Source organism: Streptomyces sp. NPDC001530, from assembly GCF_042894545.1.
Taxonomy (GTDB): domain Bacteria; phylum Actinomycetota; class Actinomycetes; order Streptomycetales; family Streptomycetaceae; genus Streptomyces.
Genome location: NZ_JBIAVS010000017.1, coordinates 70,930 through 90,623, shown reverse-complemented (window position 1 = coordinate 90,623; position 19,694 = coordinate 70,930). Strand labels below are relative to the sequence as shown.

The 19,694-nt window shown below is 72.2% G+C and carries 15 protein-coding genes; 1 reads left to right on the top strand and 14 read right to left on the bottom strand.

Going from position 1 to position 19,694, the window contains the following annotated elements; translation table 11 throughout:
* Nucleotides 1–131 precede the first annotated feature (131 nt).
* From ACFY0T_RS32415 to cobM, 7 genes are all read right to left on the bottom strand, one after another.
* Entirely contained in the window at nucleotides 132–974 is an 843-nt protein-coding gene (locus ACFY0T_RS32415; RefSeq protein WP_388878460.1) for a calcium-binding protein, read from the bottom strand.
* A 260-nt stretch (nucleotides 975–1,234) separates the two neighbouring features.
* Entirely contained in the window at nucleotides 1,235–2,311 is a 1,077-nt protein-coding gene (gene cobC / locus ACFY0T_RS32410; RefSeq protein ID WP_388878458.1) for an Rv2231c family pyridoxal phosphate-dependent protein CobC, read from the bottom strand.
* Complete coding sequence (locus ACFY0T_RS32405; RefSeq protein WP_388878455.1) at nucleotides 2,301–3,248, bottom strand: sirohydrochlorin chelatase; 948 nt, start codon at nucleotides 3,246–3,248, stop codon at nucleotides 2,301–2,303. Before ACFY0T_RS32405 ends, cobC begins: the two co-directional genes overlap by 11 nt.
* Nucleotides 3,245–3,865 (bottom strand): precorrin-8X methylmutase, encoded by a 621-nt coding sequence (locus ACFY0T_RS32400; protein WP_388878856.1) that lies wholly within the window; start codon nucleotides 3,863–3,865, stop codon nucleotides 3,245–3,247. Before ACFY0T_RS32400 ends, ACFY0T_RS32405 begins: the two co-directional genes overlap by 4 nt.
* Nucleotides 3,866–3,870: 5 nt before the next feature.
* The gene (cobJ, locus tag ACFY0T_RS32395) at nucleotides 3,871–5,655 is read right to left on the bottom strand and encodes a precorrin-3B C(17)-methyltransferase (protein WP_388878453.1); all 1,785 of its coding nucleotides are present in this window, start codon (nucleotides 5,653–5,655) and stop codon (nucleotides 3,871–3,873) included.
* Entirely contained in the window at nucleotides 5,652–6,899 is a 1,248-nt protein-coding gene (gene cbiE / locus ACFY0T_RS32390) for a precorrin-6y C5,15-methyltransferase (decarboxylating) subunit CbiE (RefSeq protein ID WP_388878853.1), read from the bottom strand. The genes cobJ and cbiE overlap by 4 nt, the downstream gene beginning before the upstream one ends.
* Nucleotides 6,900–6,919: 20 nt before the next feature.
* Complete coding sequence (gene cobM, locus ACFY0T_RS32385) at nucleotides 6,920–7,744, bottom strand: precorrin-4 C(11)-methyltransferase (protein WP_388878450.1); 825 nt, start codon at nucleotides 7,742–7,744, stop codon at nucleotides 6,920–6,922.
* Between the two features lie 106 nt (nucleotides 7,745–7,850).
* On the opposite strand from cobM, the gene ACFY0T_RS32380 reads away from it, so the two are divergent.
* Complete coding sequence (locus ACFY0T_RS32380; RefSeq protein WP_388878448.1) at nucleotides 7,851–8,579, top strand: ZIP family metal transporter; 729 nt, start codon at nucleotides 7,851–7,853, stop codon at nucleotides 8,577–8,579.
* A gap of 11 nt (nucleotides 8,580–8,590) precedes the next feature.
* Here ACFY0T_RS32380 and cobI read toward each other — a convergent pair whose 3' ends face one another.
* Genes cobI through ACFY0T_RS32345 form a run of 7 tightly spaced genes read right to left on the bottom strand, consistent with a single transcriptional unit; the run spans nucleotide 8,591 to nucleotide 19,570 of the window.
* Nucleotides 8,591–9,322, bottom strand: coding sequence for a precorrin-2 C(20)-methyltransferase (gene cobI, locus ACFY0T_RS32375; RefSeq protein WP_388878445.1), 732 nt, complete (start codon nucleotides 9,320–9,322; stop codon nucleotides 8,591–8,593).
* The gene (locus tag ACFY0T_RS32370; protein WP_388878850.1) at nucleotides 9,319–10,848 is read right to left on the bottom strand and encodes a cobyrinate a,c-diamide synthase; all 1,530 of its coding nucleotides are present in this window, start codon (nucleotides 10,846–10,848) and stop codon (nucleotides 9,319–9,321) included. The genes cobI and ACFY0T_RS32370 overlap by 4 nt, the downstream gene beginning before the upstream one ends.
* Complete coding sequence (gene cobO, locus ACFY0T_RS32365; RefSeq protein ID WP_388878442.1) at nucleotides 10,845–11,444, bottom strand: cob(I)yrinic acid a,c-diamide adenosyltransferase; 600 nt, start codon at nucleotides 11,442–11,444, stop codon at nucleotides 10,845–10,847. Before cobO ends, ACFY0T_RS32370 begins: the two co-directional genes overlap by 4 nt.
* On the bottom strand, nucleotides 11,444–13,450 hold the full coding sequence (locus ACFY0T_RS32360; RefSeq protein WP_388878440.1) for a putative cobaltochelatase: 2,007 nt from the start codon (nucleotides 13,448–13,450) through the stop codon (nucleotides 11,444–11,446). Before ACFY0T_RS32360 ends, cobO begins: the two co-directional genes overlap by 1 nt.
* Nucleotides 13,447–17,100: a cobaltochelatase subunit CobN gene (cobN, locus tag ACFY0T_RS32355; RefSeq protein ID WP_388878438.1), complete on the bottom strand. Its 3,654-nt coding sequence runs from the start codon at nucleotides 17,098–17,100 to the stop codon at nucleotides 13,447–13,449. Before cobN ends, ACFY0T_RS32360 begins: the two co-directional genes overlap by 4 nt.
* Nucleotides 17,097–18,629: a cobyric acid synthase gene (locus tag ACFY0T_RS32350; RefSeq protein ID WP_388878435.1), complete on the bottom strand. Its 1,533-nt coding sequence runs from the start codon at nucleotides 18,627–18,629 to the stop codon at nucleotides 17,097–17,099. Before ACFY0T_RS32350 ends, cobN begins: the two co-directional genes overlap by 4 nt.
* Nucleotides 18,626–19,570, bottom strand: a complete 945-nt coding sequence (locus ACFY0T_RS32345) for a cobalamin biosynthesis protein (RefSeq protein ID WP_388878433.1) — start codon at nucleotides 19,568–19,570, stop codon at nucleotides 18,626–18,628. The genes ACFY0T_RS32350 and ACFY0T_RS32345 overlap by 4 nt, the downstream gene beginning before the upstream one ends.
* Nucleotides 19,571–19,694 lie beyond the last annotated feature (124 nt).

Genomic DNA, 19,694 nt, shown 5'->3' with positions numbered 1-19,694 from the left:
CAGGGCGGCAGCGTTGCGCTCCTGGGCCCCGTTGCTCCCGTACCGGGCGGCTGTGTGTGCGGGTGGCGAACTGGTCGGCCGGATACGGGAGACGGGGCAGGGGATGCGGGGCTCGAGTGTGGGGTGGGCCCTTAGTTCTGGTAGACGCGGTCGGTGCCGGGGCCGCCGGAGAGGGTGTCGGTGCCCTGGCCGCCGTGCAGCAGGTCGTCGCCGCTGTTGCCGTAGATCTTGTCGTTGCCGCTGTCGCCGTACAGCTTGTCGTTGCCCTTGCCGCCGTAGAGGAGGTCGGCGCCGGCCTTGCCGTGCAGGACGTCGTTGCCGTCGTCCCCGTACAGGCCGAACTCCTGGCCTGAGGCGGTGCCGGTGAGGCTGTCGTTTCCGGCGCCGCCGTGGCACTCGTACGCGCAGCCGGTGAGCGTGTCGTTGCCCGCACCGCCGAACGCGCCGACGGACCACACGCCACCGCCGCCGCTGATGCGGTCGTTGCCGTCCTGACCGTAGAGCACGTCCGAGCCGTTGCCCTTGATGACGTCGTTGCCCTTGCCGCCGTAGATCGAGGCGTACGCGGAGTTGTCGGCGTCGATCGTCGCGGTGTCCTCGCCGTCACCGAGGTCGACGTCGTAGATGTCCGAGTCGTCGGAGCCCAGGGGGATGGCGACCGTGCACTGGGCGACGGTGTGATCGGTCGCCGAGGGGTACGTGCACTCGTCCGTGGCGATGGTGATGTTCACCCGGTCGCGGAAGGTGAGGAGGTAGTCCTCTCCGAACTGCGAGGGGTCGACGTCGATGACCTTCGCGGAGACCGTCAGGTTGTTCTGCTGTCCGGCACCGGCCTTGTACCAGAGCTCGCCGTCCGCGTGGACGAGGGAGGCGGTGGTCGTCGTGGCCGCCTGAACGGCGGGCGCCGCGAGCACGGCTCCACCCAGGGCGAGGGCGAGGGAGGAGGTGGCGGCGAGGATTCTTAACGAGCGCATGCGGAAGTGACCCTTCGGGGCAGTGGAATCAGTGCTGATCAGGGACGGCGGAGAAGGCGCTGGTGAAGGCGCCGGTGAAGGTGCCGGTGACGTCGTCGTCCCTGCGGTCGTGTTTTTCGATCACCCGTTAGACACGGGACCAGGGGTGGGGGTTGTACCGCACCATCGCCTCGGTTTCCCCGCGGCGAGCCGGGGGTCTGGGGGCGGCAGCCCCCAGGGACGGGCAGGGCAGGGGCGGCGGGGGCGAGAACCACCCCACCTCAGCCCCCACCCACCGTCACCGCCCGATCCAACGCCTGCAGAAACCGGTTCACCGTCCCCCGGTCCCGAACCGCCAACCGCAACCACTCCTCACCGAGCCCGGGAAACGTATCCCCACGCCGCACGGCGAACCCAAGCCCCCGAAGACGCCGCCGCACGGCGGCCGCGTGCGGAAGGCGGACCAGGACGAACGGCCCCTCCGCAGGCTCCACCACCCGCAGCCCATCCGCCCCGAACTCCCTGAGCCCCGCCACGAGATGAGCCCGGTCCGCCGCGATCCGGTGCGCCGCATGCGCGGCCTCCGCCAGCGCCTGGGAGGACACACAGGCCTCCGCCGCGGCGAGGGCGGGCGTGGACACGGGCCACAACGGCTGGGCGCGCTCCAGCTCGGCGATCGTCTCGGGGGAGGCGAGGACGTAGCCGATACGAAGCCCCGCCAGCCCCCACGTCTTGGTGAGGCTGCGCAGGACCACGAGCCCGGGCACATCCGTCCGCCCGGCCAGTGCCTCCCGCTCGCCCGGCACCGCGTCCATGAACGCCTCGTCCACCACCAACGTCCGCCCGGGGCGGGCGAGTTGGGCAATGGTGGCGGCCGGGTGCAGGACGGACGTGGGGTTCGTCGGGTTGCCGATCACCACCAGGTCCGCGTCCTCGGGGACGGCAGCCGGGTCCAGCCGGAAACCGTCCTCCTCCCGCAGCAGGACCCGGTCGACCGTGTGGCCCGCGTCCCGCAGCGCCGCCTCCGGCTCGGTGAACTGCGGGTGCACGATGACCGGTTGACGGACCTTCAGAGCGCGGGCGAGCAGCACGAAGGCCTCAGCGGCGCCCGCCGTCAGCAGCACCCGTTCCACCGGGAGCCCGTGCCGCGCCGCGACCGCCGCCCGCGCGGCCCGCCCGTCCGGGTAGGCGGCCAGCCCGCCGAGCGACCCGGCGATGTGCTCGCGCAGCCAGACCGGGGGCGTGTCCGCGCGGACGTTCACGGCCAGGTCGACGAGTGCCGAGCCGTCGTCACGGACCTCGGCGTCACCGTGGTGACGCAGGTCGTGCCCGCCCTCGGCGGCGTCCTCAGTGCGCATGGGAGTGCGAGTGCGCAGGGCCGCCGTGGTGGTGCCCGTGGTGGTGCCCGTGATGGTGGTGACCGTCGTCGTCCGGGTGGAAGTGCGGCTGCTGGGGAAGCCCCACCTTGTCCTCGAAGCCGGGCAGGGCGATCCGGTACACGCAGGAGTCGCAGTTCATCCGCAGGTCACCCTTGACGGCCTCCTCGTACCGCTCCATGACGAGGTCGAGCAGCTCCGGCTCGGGGCCGATGACATCGGCGGACCGCACCTCGACGTCGGGGTGCGCGGCGGCCCAGCCCTCGGTCTGCTGCACCACCCGGTCGGGGAGGATGCCCGTGAAGAGGAAGTAGGGGAGCACGACGATGCGGCGGGCACCCAGCTTCACACAGCGGTCCAGGCCCGACGGCACGTCCGGCGCCGCCAGCGACACGAACGCCGTCTCGACGCCCGCGTACCCCCGGCCCTCCCACAGCAGCCGCGCCGCCTTGTGCACCTCGGCGTTGGCGTCCGGATCGGTGGAGCCGCGGCCGACCAGCAGCACGGTCACATCGGCCCGGTCCTCGGGCGTACGGGCCGTACCGCCGAGGGCGTCGTCGAGCCGCCGCTCCAGGACGGCGAGGAGCGACGGGTGCGGGCCCAGCGGACGCCCGTACGTGTACGAGATCCCGGGATGCCGCTCCTTCTCACGGGCCAGCGCCGCCGGGATGTCCCCCTTGGCGTGCCCGGCGGACACCAGCATCAGCGGTACGGCGGCGAAACGCCGTACCCCCTGCTCGACCAGCTCGGTCACGGCGTCACCCAGCGGCGGCGGGGACAGCTCGATGAACCCGCCCGCGACGGGCAGTTCGGGGTGACGGCGCCCCAACTCCCGTACGAAGTCGCGGAAGGCCTCGGCTCCGGCCTCGTCCCGGGTGCCGTGTCCGGCGATGAGCAGGGCGGGGGGCGGGGTGGTCACGATTTCTCCTTAGCGGGCTCGGAAGCCTTGGAAACGGGGTGGTACAGCAGGGCGTTGAGCGCGGCCGCGGCGACCGCCGAACCGCCCTTCTCGGACACGTTGCTGACCGCGGGCAGCCCGCTCTCGCGCAACGCGGCCTTGGACTCGGCCGCGCCGACGAAACCGACGGGCAGACCGATGACGAGCGCCGGATCGGCGTCCAGCCTCAGCAACTCCTCCAGAGCGGTCGGCGCGCAGCCGATCACCCAGAGCGCACCGGGACCGACGTCCTCGTACGCGAGGCGGATGGCGTGCGCCGAACGGGTCAGCCCAGGACCGGACTTGGCGTCCTTGAGGCGGCAGACGGTGTCACGACGTGTGATGCCCGCCGCGACCATCTCGACGTCCACCACGACGGGCGCCCCGGCGTGCAGCGCGGCATGCGCCTTCTCCAGCGCGCCCTCGTCGGTGACGAGATCGTCCGCGTACTCGAGGTCGGCGGCGGAGTGGATGACCCGCTCCACCACCGCGCGCGTCAGCGGCGGGAAGTGCGAGGTGTCCAGACGGGCGCGCAGCCGCCGGAAGGACTCCTGCTCGATGGGGTGCACGACCCGGGGCTCCGGGAACACCCTGCTCACTCGGCTCACTTGGGCTCCTCCTGCCAGCGGTAGCCGCGCGGCGTCACCATGCGCCCGGCGATCTCACGGGTCGCCGTGTTGCCCACGGTCACGACGGTCATCATGTCCACCGTCGCCGGATCGAGACCCGCGAGGGTGCTGAGACGGCTGGATTCGTCCGGGCGGGAGGCGTTGCGTACGACACCCACCGGCGTCGTCGGCTCCCGGTGCTCGGCGAGGATCGCGAGCGCCTTCGGCAGCTGCCAGTCCCGGCCCCGGCTGCGCGGGTTGTAGAACGTCACCACGATGTCCGCCTCGGCCGCCGCCCGTACCCGGCGCTCGATGACCTCCCAGGGAGTGTGCAGGTCGGAGAGGCTGATCGACACATGGTCGTGGCCGAGCGGCGCGCCCAGGATCGCCCCGGCCGCGAGGGCCGCGGTCACCCCGGGCACCCCGACCACGTCGATGTCGTCGGACGCCTCGGCCAGCGCGGGCGACGCCATCGCGTACACGCCCGCGTCGCCGCTGCCGATCAGCGCGACGGCCTGCCCGTGCCGGGCCTCCGCCACGGCCGTCCGCGCCCGCTCCTCCTCGGCGCCGAGCCCCGACTCCAGGACCCGCGTCCCGGGCCGCAGCAGATCGCGGATCTGGTCGACGTACTGGTCGAGCCCGACGAGCACGGAGGCGCGGCGGAGTTCGGCCTTGGCACGGGGGGTGAGCAGATCGCGCGCGCCGGGCCCGAGCCCGACGACGGCGAGCCGCCCGCGCCCCGGCCGACGTACGACGGCACATGTCACCATCGCCGGCTGCCCGTCCGCACGCTCCGACTTCCGCTTGGGGACGAGGAGTTCACCCCCTTGCACGAGGGCGGCCGCCTCCGCCACCGAGGGTGTCCCCACGGCGGTGAGCGGCGCGTCCGAAGGATTCGGCACGCTCACCTCCGCCAACTCCTCGGCGCCGTACGTCACCACAGGCACCCCGAGCCGCTCGGCCGCCTCGACAATGCCGGGCTCGCCGGCCTTGGCCTCGACGGTGGCGATCTCGGCGACGGACTTCGCGGAGAGCCCCGCGTCACGGAGAACGCCTTCGATGAGCCCGAGCACCTCATCGGCAGGGGCACCCTTCGAGGCCCCGACACCGACGACGAGGGAGGGCGGCCGAAGCACGACCTGCCGCTCTTCGGGTTCTAGGGCACGATCGGTGAGGCGGATCCGGTACTGCTGTGGGCCGTCGTCCCTCGGGGCGATGGGGGTCCCCCCTGCTCGAGCGGAGCCGAGAGCTTGGGGGAGGGTGGGCGCAGCGTCCAGCGCCGGGCTCCCCACATTCGACGGCAACGCGGGCAGGGGCCAGCTCAACTCCGCCTCCAGCGCAACGGGTTCCCCATCCAACATGGCCCGGGAAACCCCCGCGACATCTCCCTCCACGGGGAACCCGAGCGTATCCAGCCCCGGCACCCCGACGGAGTCAGTCGCGGTGGTCACCACCGGCTCGGCCCCGAGCAACTCCCCGACCTCCAGGGCGAGTTCATTGGCGCCGCCGCCGTGCCCTCCGACAAGGGACACGGCAAACCGCCCCGCCTCGTCGACGCACACGACCCCGGGGTCGACTCCCTTGTCGGAAAGCAGCGGCGCCACGAGCCGCACCGTCGCCCCCGTGGCAAGGAAACACACCAACTGCTCACACTCCGCGAACGCGGTCCGCACGGCGTCCCCGACGGCCCCGTCGTACACACGGACACGTGTGGGCCAAGCCGCGGCCAGCCGGTCACGGGCCACCGCCCCCGCCGCCGTGGCGGAAATCAGGCCGATCACTGGGGGACTCCTTCGGTACGGGCCGGAGGCCGGACGCCCCACAGCAGAAAAACGGGATTGGTGGCCGCGAGCCGGGTTACGCCACCCGGCAGCGGCGCGAGCCGGGACGACTGCAGCAGGACACCGTCGCAGTCGAACCCGGCGGCGATGAGCGCGTCCCGGGCAGCCGGCACCCGGTCCAGCGCGGCCATGGCGACCACGACGGCCCGCCGGGCACGGCGCGCGCAGACCGTGACGATGGCGGGCAGTTCGCGTCCGCCGCCGCCGATGAAGACGGCGTCCGGGTCGTCCAGGTCGGACAGGACCGTGGGCGCGGCACCGTGCACCACTCGTACGTCCACGCCGTGCGCCGCGGCGTTGGCGCGGATCCGCTCGACCCCGTCGTGCGTCTTCTCGATCGCGGTGACGGCGGCGCCGAACCGCGCGCACTCGACGGCGACGGACCCGGAGCCCGCGCCGACGTCCCAGATCAGCTCGCCGAGCCGCGGACCGAGCCGGGCCAGCGCGAGCGCCCGTACCTCGAACTTGCTGATCATCGAGTCGCGGTGGGCGAACTCGCTCTCGTCCAGGGCCCATTGGGCAGGTCCGGGTGGCGGCCCGGCGACGGTGCGTACGGGGGCGAGGGCACGTGACTCGTCCAGGCACAGGACGACGCTCACCGCCGTACCCCAGTCGCGGGCCGCGGCCTCGGCGGGCGTGACCCGCTCCACGCGCTCGTGCTCGGGGTCGCCCAGGGCGCTCGCCACGACGAGGACGCGGTCGGAGCGGTACGCGAGGGCGGCGCCCAGCTCGGCGGGTCCGGAGCCGGGACCGGTCAGCACGGCCACCTTCGGCCGGGACCGGCAGATCTGGACGGCCGTGCGCAGATCACGCCCGTGCGCGCTCACGACCACCGCGTCGTCCCAGGGCAGCCCGAGCCGCGCGAAGGCGGTGGCGACGGACGAGACGCCCGGGCGTACGTCCAGCCGCTGCGCCCCGAACCGCTCGGCCAGCGCCCGCACGATCCCGAAGAACCCGGGGTCGCCGGAGGCGAGCACGACGACCCGGCCGTCCTTCTCCACGTACCGCTCGATGGTGTCGAGGGCGGGTGCGAGCGGTCCGAGGACGATCCGCTCGGCCCCCTCCGGCAGCCGCGCGGCCGCCAGATGCCGCCGGGCTCCCACGACGAGTCCGGCCTCGGCGAGAGCGGAGGTGGCATCCGGAGACAGCGGCGCCCCCGTCCCCGTACCGACGACGGTGATCACACCGGACTGCTCTTCCGGGATCACGAGGGACTGCCCTTCCGCGCCGCGCGCAGCTCCGCGCGCGCCTGCGGGTCGGCCTTGCGGAACCCGTGGAAGTGACCGGGGTGGTAGAGGTGCGAGCGGGTGCCGCTCGCGTCGAGCGCCGGGCCGACCAGGAAGAGGGTGTGCTTCCAGAGCTTGTGCTCCTTGACGGTCTCCTCGAGCGTCTCGATCGTGCACTTCACGATCAGCTCCTCCGGCCAGGTCGCCTGATAGGCGACCACGACCGGAGTGGAGGTCGGATAACCGCCCTCCAGCAGCTCCCGTACGAGCTGGCCGCTGCGGGCGGCCGACAGGAACAGCGCCATGGTGGTGCCGTGCCGGGCGAACTCGCGGACCTCCTCCCCGGGCGGCATCGGCGTCTTGCCGCCGCCGAGCCGGGTGAGGATGACGGACTGCGCGACCTCGGGAATCGTCAGCTCGCGCTGCGCGAGCGCGGCGACCGCGGAGAAGGAGGAGACGCCGGGCACGATCTCGGTCTCGATCCCGATCTCCGCGCACCGGTCGACCTGCTCCTGCGTACCGCCCCACAGGGCGGGGTCGCCGGAGTGGATCCGCGCCACCTTCAGGCCCTGCCGAAGAGCTCGCTCGTACACGGCGACGACGTCCTCGAGCGACATCGTCGCCGAATCGAGGATCTCCGCGCCCTCGCGCGCGTGGTCGAGGACCTCGGCCTGCACCAGGCTGGCCGCCCAGATCACGATGTCGGCCTCGGCGATGGCGCGCGCGGCGCGGAACGTCAGCAGGTCGGCGGCGCCGGGCCCTGCCCCGACGAAGGTCACCTTGCCGGTGGGGGCATCGGCCATGGGAATCGGTCCTCTCCTACGAAAACTCGGGTGCTGCGAAAAGTCAGTGCGCGCGCGGACGTTGTCGGACGTGCGCGAACGGGGGTTGATCGGATAGCAAGGGCGTATGGCGGTCCTCGTCGCGCTCGGCGCGTTCCTGATGACGCTGGCCGGCGGCTGGACGGCACAACGCGTGACCGACCGCCGCCACCTGGTGCTGGGCCTGGCCGGCGGACTGATGCTCGGCGTGGTCGGCCTGGACCTGCTGCCGGAGGCGCTGAAAGCGGCAGGCGAAGAGGTCCTCGGCGTACCCGCCGCGCTCCTCCTTTTCGTCGCCGGGTTCCTGCTGGCTCATCTGGTGGAACGCCTGTTGGCCCACCGGCAGGCCGCGCACGGTGGCGAGGAGGACGGCGGACGCGCGCCCGAGGTGGGCCTGACGGCGGCCGCCGCGATGGTCGGCCACAGCGCGATGGACGGCGTCGCGATCGGCGCCGCCTTCCAGGTCGGGGGCGGTATGGGCCTGGCGGTCGCGCTCGCCGTGATCGCCCACGACTTCGCGGACGGCTTCAACACGTACACGATCACGAGCCTGTACGGGAACGCCCGCCGCAAGGCGATCGCGATGCTGTTCGCGGACGCCGCGGCCCCCGTGGTCGGCGCCACCTCGACGCTCTTCTTCACGATCCCGGAGCACCTGCTCGGCGGCTATCTCGGCCTCTTCGGGGGCGTACTCCTGTACCTCGCCGCCGCCGAGATCCTCCCCGAGGCACACCACGAGCACCCGGCCCGCTCGACCCTGCTGTGCACGGTCGCGGGCGTGGGCTTCATCTGGCTGGTGGTGGGGATCGCGGTGTGAGCGGGCGTGGTTCACAGCTTTCCGCCGCGCGTGCCGTCGCGCCGGGCGGGCGCGATGAGCGTGGAGAGGTACGGCAGCGGTCCACCGTCGAGTTCGCCCGCGGGCCGGATCGACTCGTCCTCGAGCCCGAGCGCGGACCCCCACACCGCGTCGTCGATCCGCCCGGTCTCGCGCAGTGCCTCGGCGACCTCCTGAGCCTGCCGCCCGAACTTGTACGCGACCACGGTGCCGGGCCCGTTGAGGGCGTCCTTGAGTACGGCGGCCCCGGCGGTCACCGGCACCAGGGTGAGCGGCTCGGTCCCCTCGGTGAGGACGGCCCCCGACCGGGCGGCGAGATCCTGCATGGCGGTGATACCGGGCACGGTCTCGACGACCGTTCCGGGAACGAGTTCCCCGATGGTCTGCGCGAGATAGGTGAAGGTCGAGTACACGTTGGGATCGCCGATGGTGGCGAAGGCGACGGAGTCATGCCTCGTGAGCAGTTCGGCGACCCGCGCCCCGGCGGCATCCCAGGCCGCCTCGCGCCGCCCCCGGTCGGTCCGCTCGTTGAGCGCGAACACGACTCGTACGACCTTGTCCTCAGGGACGTAGTGCAGGACGGTCGCCTCGGCCCGCCCCCGCTCGCCAGTGTCCATCACGGGCACCACGACGACCTCGGCGGTCCGCAGAGCGTTGACGCCCTTGACGGTCACCAGCTCCGGGTCGCCGGGCCCGACCCCGACTCCGATCAGCTTGCTGCTCATGACGTCAGGCACCTCTCCACGAACCGACGGGCGACACCGGGCTCGGACGCCCAGTGCGTGTGCAGATAACTCGCGTGCACACCTTGTTGTACGAAACCTTCGACCCGCCGCTGAGGGGCGCGCACTCCCCAGGCGGGAGCCGCCCCGGCGCCGGGTTCGACGACGGTCCGGTGAAACTCGTGCCCGCGCATCCGCGCTCCCGCCTCCGCCAGCACACTCTCCGACACGGCGACTGCGTCCCGGTAGCCCAGGGTGAGCCGCTCGCTCATCCGGGCCGTGGCGTCGAGCACCCCGCACATGGGCTGCCCGTCGAGCTCCCGGCACAGATAGAGCAGCCCGGCACATTCGGCGGCCACGGGCGCGCCACTGAGCGCCAGCTCGGCAACGGCCTTACGGAGCGCCTCATTGGCCGACAGCTCCGGCGCGTACACCTCGGGAAACCCGCCCCCGATGACCAACCCACCCGTCCCCTCGGGCAGTTGCTCATCCCGCAGCGGATCAAAGGTGACGACTTCGGCCCCGGCAGCGGCAAGCAGCTCGGCATGCTCGGCGTAGGAAAAGGTGAACGCGGGTCCCCCGGCGACGGCAACCCTTTTCACCCCGGCCGGCACTTTCAGCCCGTCCGGCGTTTGAGGACGATCCCGTCCGCCATCCCCCACCCACCCGGCTGGGGGCGGCACTTTCAGCCCGTCCGGCGTTTGAGGACGAGGCCGTTCAGGCCGATACGGGGGTCTGGGGGCGGAGCCCCCAGGGACGGGAACGGGAAGGGGCGGCGGGGGCGAAGAAAGAACAACCTCAGCCGCATCCCAAGCCGCACCCGACAACTCAGGCGCACTCCGCGCCAGCGCAAGGAGCGCGTCGAGATCGCACCCCTCCCGCACCTGCGAGGCCATCGCGGCAATCGCCCCCACAGCCTCCGCACGCCGCTCGGCAACCGGCACCAGCCCAAGATGCCGAGAAGGCGTGTCCACCTGCGGAACCCGCCGAAGCACCCCAAGAACAGGCACCCCGGATTCGTCCAACGCCTCCCGCAAGAGGGACTCGTGCCGAGAGGACCCCACCTTGTTGAGGATCACCCCCGCAACCCGCACCTCGGGATCCCAAGAGGCAAACCCATGCACCAGCGCGGCAACGGACCGCGACTGCGACGACGCATCGACGACCAGCACCACAGGCGCCCGAAGCAACTTCGCGACATGAGCCGTGGAGGCCAACTCCCCCTGCCCCGCGGCCCCGTCGAACAGCCCCATGACACCCTCGACCACAGCCAGATCGCACCCCCGCGCCCCATGCGCGAACAACGGCGCGATCAACTCCGCCCCGCACAGGTACGCGTCGAGATTCCGCCCCACACGCCCGGTGGCGAGCGCGTGATACCCGGGATCGATGTAGTCGGGCCCCACCTTGTGCGGGGACACGGCAAGCCCCCGCGAGGCGAAGGCCGCCATCAGCCCCGTGGCAACGGTGGTCTTGCCGCTGCCCGACGAGGGCGCGGCAATGACCAGCCGAGGAACGGAAGAAGTCACCACTCGATGCCCCTCTGCCCCTTCTGGCCGGCGTCCATCGGGTGCTTGACCTTGGACATGTCGGTCACAAGATCGGCGAACTCGACAAGCTTCTCGGGGGCATTGCGCCCCGTGATGATCACATGCTGAGTCCCCGGCCGATCCCGCAGCACGGCCACCACCTCATCGACATCCACCCACCCCCAGTGCATGGGGTACGCGAACTCGTCGAGGACGTACAGCCGATACGTCTCGGCGGCGAGGTCACGCTTGACCTGCCCCCATCCTTCGCGGGCCTTCTCCTCGTTGTCCATCTGGGAGTCGCGCTGGACCCAGGACCAGCCCTCGCCCATCTTGTGCCAGTCGACGGACCCGCCCTCACCGGAGGCGCCGAGCACACGCAGCGCGTTCTCCTCCCCGACCTTCCACTTCGCCGACTTGACGAACTGGAACACCCCGATGGGCCACCCCTGATTCCAGGCACGCAGCGCGAGCCCGAACGCGGCGGTCGACTTGCCCTTCCCGATCCCCGTATGCACGACGACGAGCGGCCGGTTGCGACGCTGGCGCGTCGTCAGACCGTCGTCCGGTACGACACTCGGCTGTCCCTGCGGCATTACGCGGCCCTCCTCGAAGTTCCCTGCACATCCCGCACGAGCCCGGCGATGGAATCGGCCCGCAGCTCGTCCAACGTGACCGCGGTGCCGCCCAGTTCACCCGCGAGCTGCCCCGCGAGCCCGAGTCGCACGGGCCCCGCCTCGCAGTCGACGACCACGGAGGCGACCCCGTCGGCCGCGAACAGCCGCGCCGCACGCCCCGCGAGCGCGACCGGCTCGGGACCGCCCGTGGCCCGCCCATCGGTCACGACGACGACCAGGGGCCGCCGAGCGGCATCCCGCAGCCGCTCGACCCGCAACACCTCATGCGCGCGCAGCAATCCGGCCGCCAGCGGCGTACGCCCACCCGTGGGCAGCGACTCCAGCCGAGCCGCCGCCGCGTCCACCGAAGAAGTCGGCGGCAGCGCGACCTCGGCCGCGGATCCGCGGAAGGTCACGAGCCCCACCTTGTCCCGCCGCTGATACGCGTCGAGCAGCAGCGACAGCACCGCACCCTTCACGGCACTCATCCGCTGCCGCGCCGCCATCGACCCGGAGGCGTCCACGACGAAGAGCACGAGGTTCCCCTCACGCCCCTCCCGCGTGGCCTGGCGCAGATCGTCCCGCCGTACGACGAGACCGCGGCCCGACCGCCCGCGCGCCCGCTGATGCGGCGCCGCCGCCTGCACGGTCGCCGCCAAGTGCAGCTTGGTGAGCGCCCCTTGGGGCCGCCGCGACCCGGTGGTCCGCCCGTGCTCGGTCCGCGCCCGCGAACGCCGCCCGGCCGCGCCCTCACCGAGCCCGGGCACGCTCAGCACCTTCGTACGGAAGGGTTCGGCGGCCCGTACGGGAGACTGCTCGCCGCCCGCCTGAGGCTGCCCGCCCTCGCCGGACTCGGCCCGCGCGGGGCTCTCACCCGGCGCCTCGGGAGCGGAGCCGTCGTCGGGCCCGTCCTGCGGCGGCTGTCCGCCCCCGCCGGGCCCGTCCGGATCGGGATCGTCGTCCCCGTCCGTGTCCGATCCGAACTCCTCCAGCGTCTCGTCGAGCTTGTCCTCGTCGAGTCCTGGCGCGTCGAAGGGATTCCGCCGCCGCCGGTGCGGCAACGCGAGCAGCGCCGCCTGCCGTACGTCCTCGGCGAGCACCTCGGTCCGCCCCGCCCACGCGGCGAGTGCGGTCGCGGTCCGCGCCATGACGATGTCGGCCCGCATGCCGTCCACCTCGAAGGCCGCGCAGGTCGCCGCGATCTGCCGCAGCGCCCCGTCCCCGAGCCGTACGGACGGCAACAGCTCCCGCGCGGCCACGATCCGCGCCCGTACGGCGGACTCCTCGTCGGCCCAGCGCGCAGCGAACCCGTCCGGATCGTCGTCGTACGCCAGCCTTCGCCGGACGACCTCCACCCGCTGGTCGGGCTCCCGCGAGGCCGCCACCTCGACGGTGAGCCCGAAGCGGTCCAGCAACTGCGGCCGCAGTTCGCCCTCTTCGGGGTTCATGGTCCCGACGAGCAGGAAACGGGCGGCATGCCGTACGGAGACGCCCTCGCGCTCGACGTACGAGGCGCCCATCGCGGCGGCGTCGAGCAGCAGGTCGACGAGATGGTCGTGCAGGAGATTGACCTCGTCGACGTAGAGGATCCCGCGGTGCGCGTCGGCCAGCAGGCCGGGCTCGAAGGCCTTCACGCCCTCGGCCAGCGCCCGCTCGATGTCGAGCGCGCCGACGAGCCGGTCCTCGGAGGCGCCGACCGGCAACTCCACCATGCGCGCTGGCCGTCGGGTGCCCGCCCCGGGCTCGTGCGGTCCGTCCGGGCACGCCGGATCGGGGGAGGCGGGAGCGCACGAGAAGCGGCACCCGGCGACGACGTCCACCTGCGGCATGAGGGCCGAAAGGGCGCGTACGGCAGTGGACTTGGCGGTGCCCTTCTCGCCTCGGACGAGCACACCGCCCACGGCCGGCGAGACGGCGTTCAGCAGCAGCGCGAGCCGCAGGTCGTCCTGGCCGACCACCGCCGTGAACGGAAACGGAGTACTCACTGGTCGTCGCCCTCCAAGTCGCCTTCGAGCTCCAGATAGGTGGCGCGCAGCCGCTCCAGCGTGTCCGCGTCCGGCTCGGCCCACAGCCCGCGGTCGGCGGCCTCCAGCAGGCGCTCGGTGATGCCGCGCAGCGCCCATGGGTTGGACTTCTTCATGAAGTCCCGGTTCTCCGGGTCGAAGACGTACTCGGCGCTGAGCTTCTCGTACATCCAGTCGTCCACGACCCCTGCCGTGGCGTCGTACCCGAAGAGGTAGTCGACGGTCGCCGCCATCTCGAAGGCACCCTTGTAGCCGTGGCGCCGCATCGCGGCCATCCAGCGCGGGTTGACGACGCGCGCGCGGAACACGCGGTGCGTCTCCTCGCCGAGGGTCCGGGTCTTCACCTGGTCCGGTACGGCGCTGTCACCGACGTACGCCTCCGGGCTCGCGCCCGTCAGATGGCGCACCATGGCGACCATGCCGCCGTGGTACTGGAAGTAGTCGTCCGCGTCGACGAGGTCGTGCTCACGGGTGTCGACGTTCTTCGCTGCGACGGCGATGCGCTTGAACGCCGTCTCCATGTCGCCGCGCGCCGCCCGCCCGTCGAGCCCGCGCCCGTAGGCGTAGCCGCCCCACACCGCGTACACCTCGGCGAGGTCGGCGTCCGAGCGCCAGTTGCGTGCGTCGATCAACGGCAGCAGCCCCGCCCCGTACGCGCCCGGCTTCGAGCCGAAGATACGGGCCGTCGCGCGGCGCCGGTCGCCGTGCTCGGCGGTGTCCTCGTCGGCGTGCTTGCGCACATAGTTCCGGTCGGCGGGCTCGTCCAGCTCGGCCACCGTCCGCACCGCGTCGTCGATGAGCCCGACGACGTGCGGGAAGGCGTCCCGGAAGAAGCCGGAGATGCGGACCGTGACGTCGATGCGAGGGCGCCCGAGTTCGGCGAGCGGCACGACCTCGAAGCCGGTCACGCGGCGCGACGCGTCGTCCCACACCGGACGACAGCCGAGCAGCGCGAGGATCTCCGCGATGTCGTCTCCCTGTGTGCGCATCGCGGACGTACCCCAGACCGTCAGACCGACGGACGTCGGGTACGCGCCGGTGTCCTGGAGATAGCGGGCCACGAGCGAGTCGGCGAGCGACTGCCCGACCTCCCAGCTCAGCCTGGACGGGATGGCCTTGGGGTCGACGGAGTAGAAGTTGCGGCCGGTCGGCAGGACGTTCACGAGCCCGCGGGTCGGCGAACCCGACGGGCCCGCCGGGACGTAACCGCCGTCAAGCGCCTTGAGGATGTGGTCGATCTCGTCCGTCGTACGGGCGAGCCGCGGCACGACCTCGCGGCAGGCGAACTCCAACACCGCGATGGCGTCCGGGAGTTCGACGCCGAGGACCTCGCGGACGAGAGCGGTGCTCTCGGAGGTCACCCAGCCGCGCTCCTCCATGCCCTCCGCGATCCGGCGGCACAGCTGCTCGAGGAGATCGATCGCGTCGGCCGCCGAACGGGCCGGACCCTCGACGAGATCCGTCAGTTCGACCGGCACCTTCACCGGCGCGCCCGGTTCGGCGAGCAACTCCTTCTCGACCAGGCCGAAGTGCTCGGCGAGAGCTGCCCGCAGCCCTGGCAGCGCGTTCGCCGCGCCACCCCACACCTGCGAGGCGCGCAGCACGGCCAGCACGAGGTTCACGCGCGGCTCGGCCTCCGGCCCGCCGCCGAGAATGTGCAGCCCATCCCTGATCTGCACGTCCTTGATCTCGCACAGATAGCCGTCGATGTGCATGACGAACTCGTCGAACGCCGCGTCGTCCGGCTGCTCGTCCACATGCAGGTCGTGGTGGAGTTCCGCCGCCTTGACGAGCGTCCAGATCTGGGCGCGGACCGCCGGGGCCTTGGTCGGGTCCAGGTCGGACACCAGGGCGTACTCGTCGAGGAGCTGCTCCAGCTTCGCCAGATCGCCGTACGTGTCCGCGCGCGCCATCGGCGGTACGAGGTGGTCGACGACGGTGGCGTGCCCGCGGCGCTTGGCCTGGGTGCCCTCGCCGGGGTCGTTGACGATGAACGGGTAGACGAGCGGGAGTTCGCCGAGGACGGCGTCGGGGGCGCAGCCGCTGCTGAGCCCAAGTCCCTTGCCCGGCAGCCATTCCATCGTGCCGTGCTTGCCCATGTGCACGACGGCGTCGGCGCCGAAACTGTTCTCCAGCCACCTGTACGCCGCCATGTAGTGGTGCGACGGCGGCATGTCCGGGTCGTGGTAGATCGCGATCGGGTTCTCGCCGAAGCCGCGCGGCGGCTGGATCATCACGACGACGTTCCCGAACTGGAGGGAGGCCAGGACGATGTCGTCGCCGTCGACGTACAGGCTGCCCGGCGGCTCACCCCATGCCTCCAGCATGCCGTCCCGCAGTTCGGGGTCGAGCTGGTCGAACCACGCCCGGTAGTCGGCGAGCGGCACGCGCGCGGGGGCGGCGGCCAGCTGCTCCTCCGTCAGCCATTCGACGTCGTGGCCACCGGCGTTGATGAGCCGGTGGATCAACTCGTCGCCGTTGTCCGGGTGCCCCTCGACCACGTACCCGGCGTCCCGCAGGGCGTCCAGCACCCGCACCGCCGAGGCGGGCGTGTCGAGGCCCACCGCGTTGCCGACCCGCGAGTGCTTGGTCGGGTAGGCGGTGAAGACGAGCGCGAGCTTCTTCTCCGCGTTCGGCTTGTGCTTCAACCGGGCGTGGCGCAGGGCGATTCCGGCGACACGCGCCGCCCGCTCGGGGTCGGCGACGTACACGGGCACATCGTCGGGACCCTGCTCCTTGAAGGAGAAGGGGACCGTGATGAGCCGCCCGTCGAACTCCGGGATCGCGACCTGCATCGCCGCGTCCATGGGGGAGAGGGCGGCGTCCGACGCGTCCCAGGCGCTCTTCGACGAGGTCAGGCAGAGCCCCTGCAGCACAGGGACGTTCAGGTCGGCGAGCGCGCCGATGTCCCACGCCTCCTCGTCGCCGCCCGCGGACGCCTGCGAGGCGTGCGTGCCGCCCGCCGCGAGCACGGTGGCGACCAGCGTGTCGGTCTTCGCGAGGATCTCGTACAGGCCCGCGTCCGCGCCGCGCAGCGAACCGCAGTACACGGCAAGGGCGTTGGCGCCACGCGCCTCGATCGCGTCGCACAGCGTGTCGACGAACGCCGTGTTGCCGGACAGCTCGTGCGCCCGGTAGAAGAGCACGCCGACCGTCGGGCGGCCCTCGACGAAGGCCCGCTCGTCGTGGATGCCGTACTCGGCCATCTTCTGCGGCTCTTCGAAGCCCTCACCGGTGAGCAGCACGGTGTCGGAGAGGAACCGGGCCAGTTCGGTGAGGTTCTCCGGGCCGCCCTCCACCAGATAGCGCAGCGCCTCGGCCACCACACCGGCCGGCACCGACGACTCGGCCATCAACTCGGCGTCCGGGACGGCCTCTCCGCCGAGCAGCACGGTCGGGATGCCCGAGGCCTTCAGCGTGCTCAGGCCCTCTTCCCAGGCGCGCTTGCCCCCCAGGAGCCGTACGACGGCGATGTCCGCGCCCTCGATGAGCCCCGGGAGCTCCTCCGAGACGTCCACCCGGGTCGGATTGCCGATCCGGTACGGGGCGCCGGAGGCACGGGCCGCCAGCAGATCCGTGTCGGCGGTCGACAACAACAACACTGTGCTCATGCGGGTGCTCCCGGTGGAATGAAGGGCAGTCCTTGCGGCGCGCCCGACTCGATGAGCCGCCACAGCGCGTCCGTGTCCGCGTGTTCCTCGATCAGATCGCCGAGCCGGTCCAACTGCTCCTCGCGCAGCGCCCCGAACGACGTGTCGGCGGCGGGCACGAAACGACGGCCCGCGGCGGCCGCCACCTCGCGCAGGAAGGCGCGCCGGAATCCGTCCGACTCCAGCGAGCCGTGCCAGTGCGTACCCCAGACGGCGCCGACCCGGCAGCCGTCCAGGCTGTGTCCATTGTCATCAGAGATGAACGCATCGCCACCGGTGACATCGGCGACGCCGTGATGGATCTCGTACCCCTCGACCCGCTCGCCGAGCGCCGCGCCGACGGGCCGGGTGAGGGTCTTCTCGCGCGCGAACCGCACGCGTACAGGCAGGAGTCCGAGGCCCTCGACATGGCCCCGGCGGCTCTCGACCTCGTCCTCGATGTGCTCGCCGAGGATCTGGAAGCCACCGCAGACACCGAGGACGGGACGGCCTTCCGAGGCCCTTCTGGAAATGGCGGCCGCGAGTCCGCGCTCCCGCAGCCACTCCAGCGCCTTCACCGTCCCCCGGGTCCCCGGGACGACGACGAGGTCGGCGTCGGCCAGCTCCTCGGCCCGGTCCACGAACCGCACGACGACACCCGGCTCGGCGGCCAGCGCGTCCACGTCCGTGAAGTTGGACATGAGGGGGATGGCGCAGACCGCGACTCGCAGGATGTCCTCGCCGACGGGGGAGGAGACCTCCGACTCCCGGACCGCTCCCCGCAAGGAGACCCGCAGCCCGTCCTCCTCGTCGATGCCGAGGCCGTGCTGGAAGGGCAGGACGCCGTAGGAGGGACGCCCGGTGAGGCCGTGCAGCATGTCGAGCCCCGGCTCCAACAAGGACACGTCCCCGCGGAACTTGTTGACGAGGAACCCGGCGACGAGCTCCTGGTCCTCGCGCGAGAGCAGCGCGACCGTCCCGAAGAACGAGGCGAACACGCCCCCACGGTCGATGTCACCGACGACGAGCACGGGGAGCCGGGCATTCCGGGCGATCCCCATGTTCACGATGTCGGTACGCCGCAGATTGATCTCAGCGGGACTGCCGGCTCCCTCACAGATCACCGCGTCATACGTGCCCCGCAACTCGGCGAGGCAGTCCAGCACGGTCCCGAGGAGCTGCTCCTGCCGTCCTCCGTGGTAGCCGCGCGCCGAGAGCTCCCCGACGGGCTTGCCCATGAGGACGACCTGACTGCTCCGGTCGCTGCCCGGCTTGAGCAGCACGGGATTCATGAGCGCGGTCGGCTCCACGCGCGCCGCCTGCGCCTGCATGGCCTGCGCCCGCCCGATCTCCGCTCCCTCGCGCGTGACGAACGAATTCAGCGACATGTTCTGCGCCTTGAAGGGCGCGACCTTGACGCCCTGCCGCACCAGCCACCGGCAGATCCCCGCCGTCACGACGCTCTTGCCGGCGTCGGAGGTGGTGCCGGCGATGAGCAGTGCGCCGCTCATGACGTGCCTCCCCGTCGTGTCAGGGCCCGTGCGGCGACGCCGACGCCGAGCGCGAGCAGACTCACGCGGCGCGACAGTCGTACGGCCCGCTGGATGTCGTCGACTTGGACGGCGCGCCCCGCGCCATTGAGGACGGGCCGGTGCTCAACCCGCCCCCCGTACGAGAGCGTCCCCCCGAGCCGCACCCCCAGCGCCCCCGCGAACGAAGCCTCCACGGGCCCGGCGTTGGGGCTCGGATGCTTACGGGCGTCCGCACGCCACGCGCGCACGGCGCCCCGCGGATCGCCCCCGGCCACGGTCGCGAGGACGGCGGTCAGCCGTGCCCCCGGCCACCCCGCGACATCGTCGAGCCGCGCGGAAGCCCAGCCGTACCGCCGGTACTTGGGGGACTTGTGCCCGACCATGGCATCGAGCGTGTTGACGGCCCGAAAGGCGACAAGCCCGGGCACACCGCCAACGGCCCCCCACACCAGGGCCCCCACCACGGCGTCGGAGGTGTTCTCGGCGACGGACTCGACGACCGCCCGCGCGATCCCGTCGGAGTCCAGCGCCTGCGGATCCCGCCCGCACAGATGCGGCAGCCGTTCCCGGGCGACCTCGACGTCGCCGGCGGCGAGCGCGTCGCCGATCGCCCGGGCCTCGCGCCCGAGGGAGGTCCCTCCGACGACGGCCCAAGTGGCGGCGGCGGTCAGCGCGATGGAGGCGGTACGGGATCGACGTACGGAATGACTGGCCAGCGCCGCGAGCCCGGTGGCGCCGCCCACGCACACGGCGGTGTGCAGCGCGCCCCACCCGCGGTGGTCCCGCCACAACACCCGCTCCACGGCTCCCGCGGCCCGCCCGAACGCGGCGACCGGATGCCCCCGGCGGGGGTCGCCGAGCAGCAGGTCGCCGAGGAGGCCGGCGGCGGCGCCGTACGCGAAGACGCGATCGGCACGCATCGGTTCAGCCGACCGTCAGGTCGGGCACAACGGTGGTCCGCGTCCTCCGCGTCAGGGGTGTGGCTGGTGTCGCTTGCGTCGCTCGCAAAGCACTTGGGCAGCCGCGCATGGCGATATGTCCTCA

Coding starts and splice junctions, on each gene's coding strand:
- ACFY0T_RS32350 (WP_388878435.1), bottom strand. CDS start 18,629: ATGAGCGGCGCACTGCTCATCGCCGGCACCACCTCCGACGCCGGCAAG.
- ACFY0T_RS32415 (WP_388878460.1), bottom strand. CDS start 974: ATGCGCTCGTTAAGAATCCTCGCCGCCACCTCCTCCCTCGCCCTCGCC.
- ACFY0T_RS32345 (WP_388878433.1), bottom strand. CDS start 19,570: ATGCGTGCCGATCGCGTCTTCGCGTACGGCGCCGCCGCCGGCCTCCTC.
- cobI (WP_388878445.1), bottom strand. CDS start 9,322: ATGAGCAGCAAGCTGATCGGAGTCGGGGTCGGGCCCGGCGACCCGGAG.
- cobM (WP_388878450.1), bottom strand. CDS start 7,744: ATGGCCGATGCCCCCACCGGCAAGGTGACCTTCGTCGGGGCAGGGCCC.
- cobC (WP_388878458.1), bottom strand. CDS start 2,311: ATGCGCACTGAGGACGCCGCCGAGGGCGGGCACGACCTGCGTCACCAC.
- cobN (WP_388878438.1), bottom strand. CDS start 17,100: ATGAGCACAGTGTTGTTGTTGTCGACCGCCGACACGGATCTGCTGGCG.
- cobO (WP_388878442.1), bottom strand. CDS start 11,444: ATGCCGCAGGGACAGCCGAGTGTCGTACCGGACGACGGTCTGACGACG.
- ACFY0T_RS32380 (WP_388878448.1), top strand. CDS start 7,851: ATGGCGGTCCTCGTCGCGCTCGGCGCGTTCCTGATGACGCTGGCCGGC.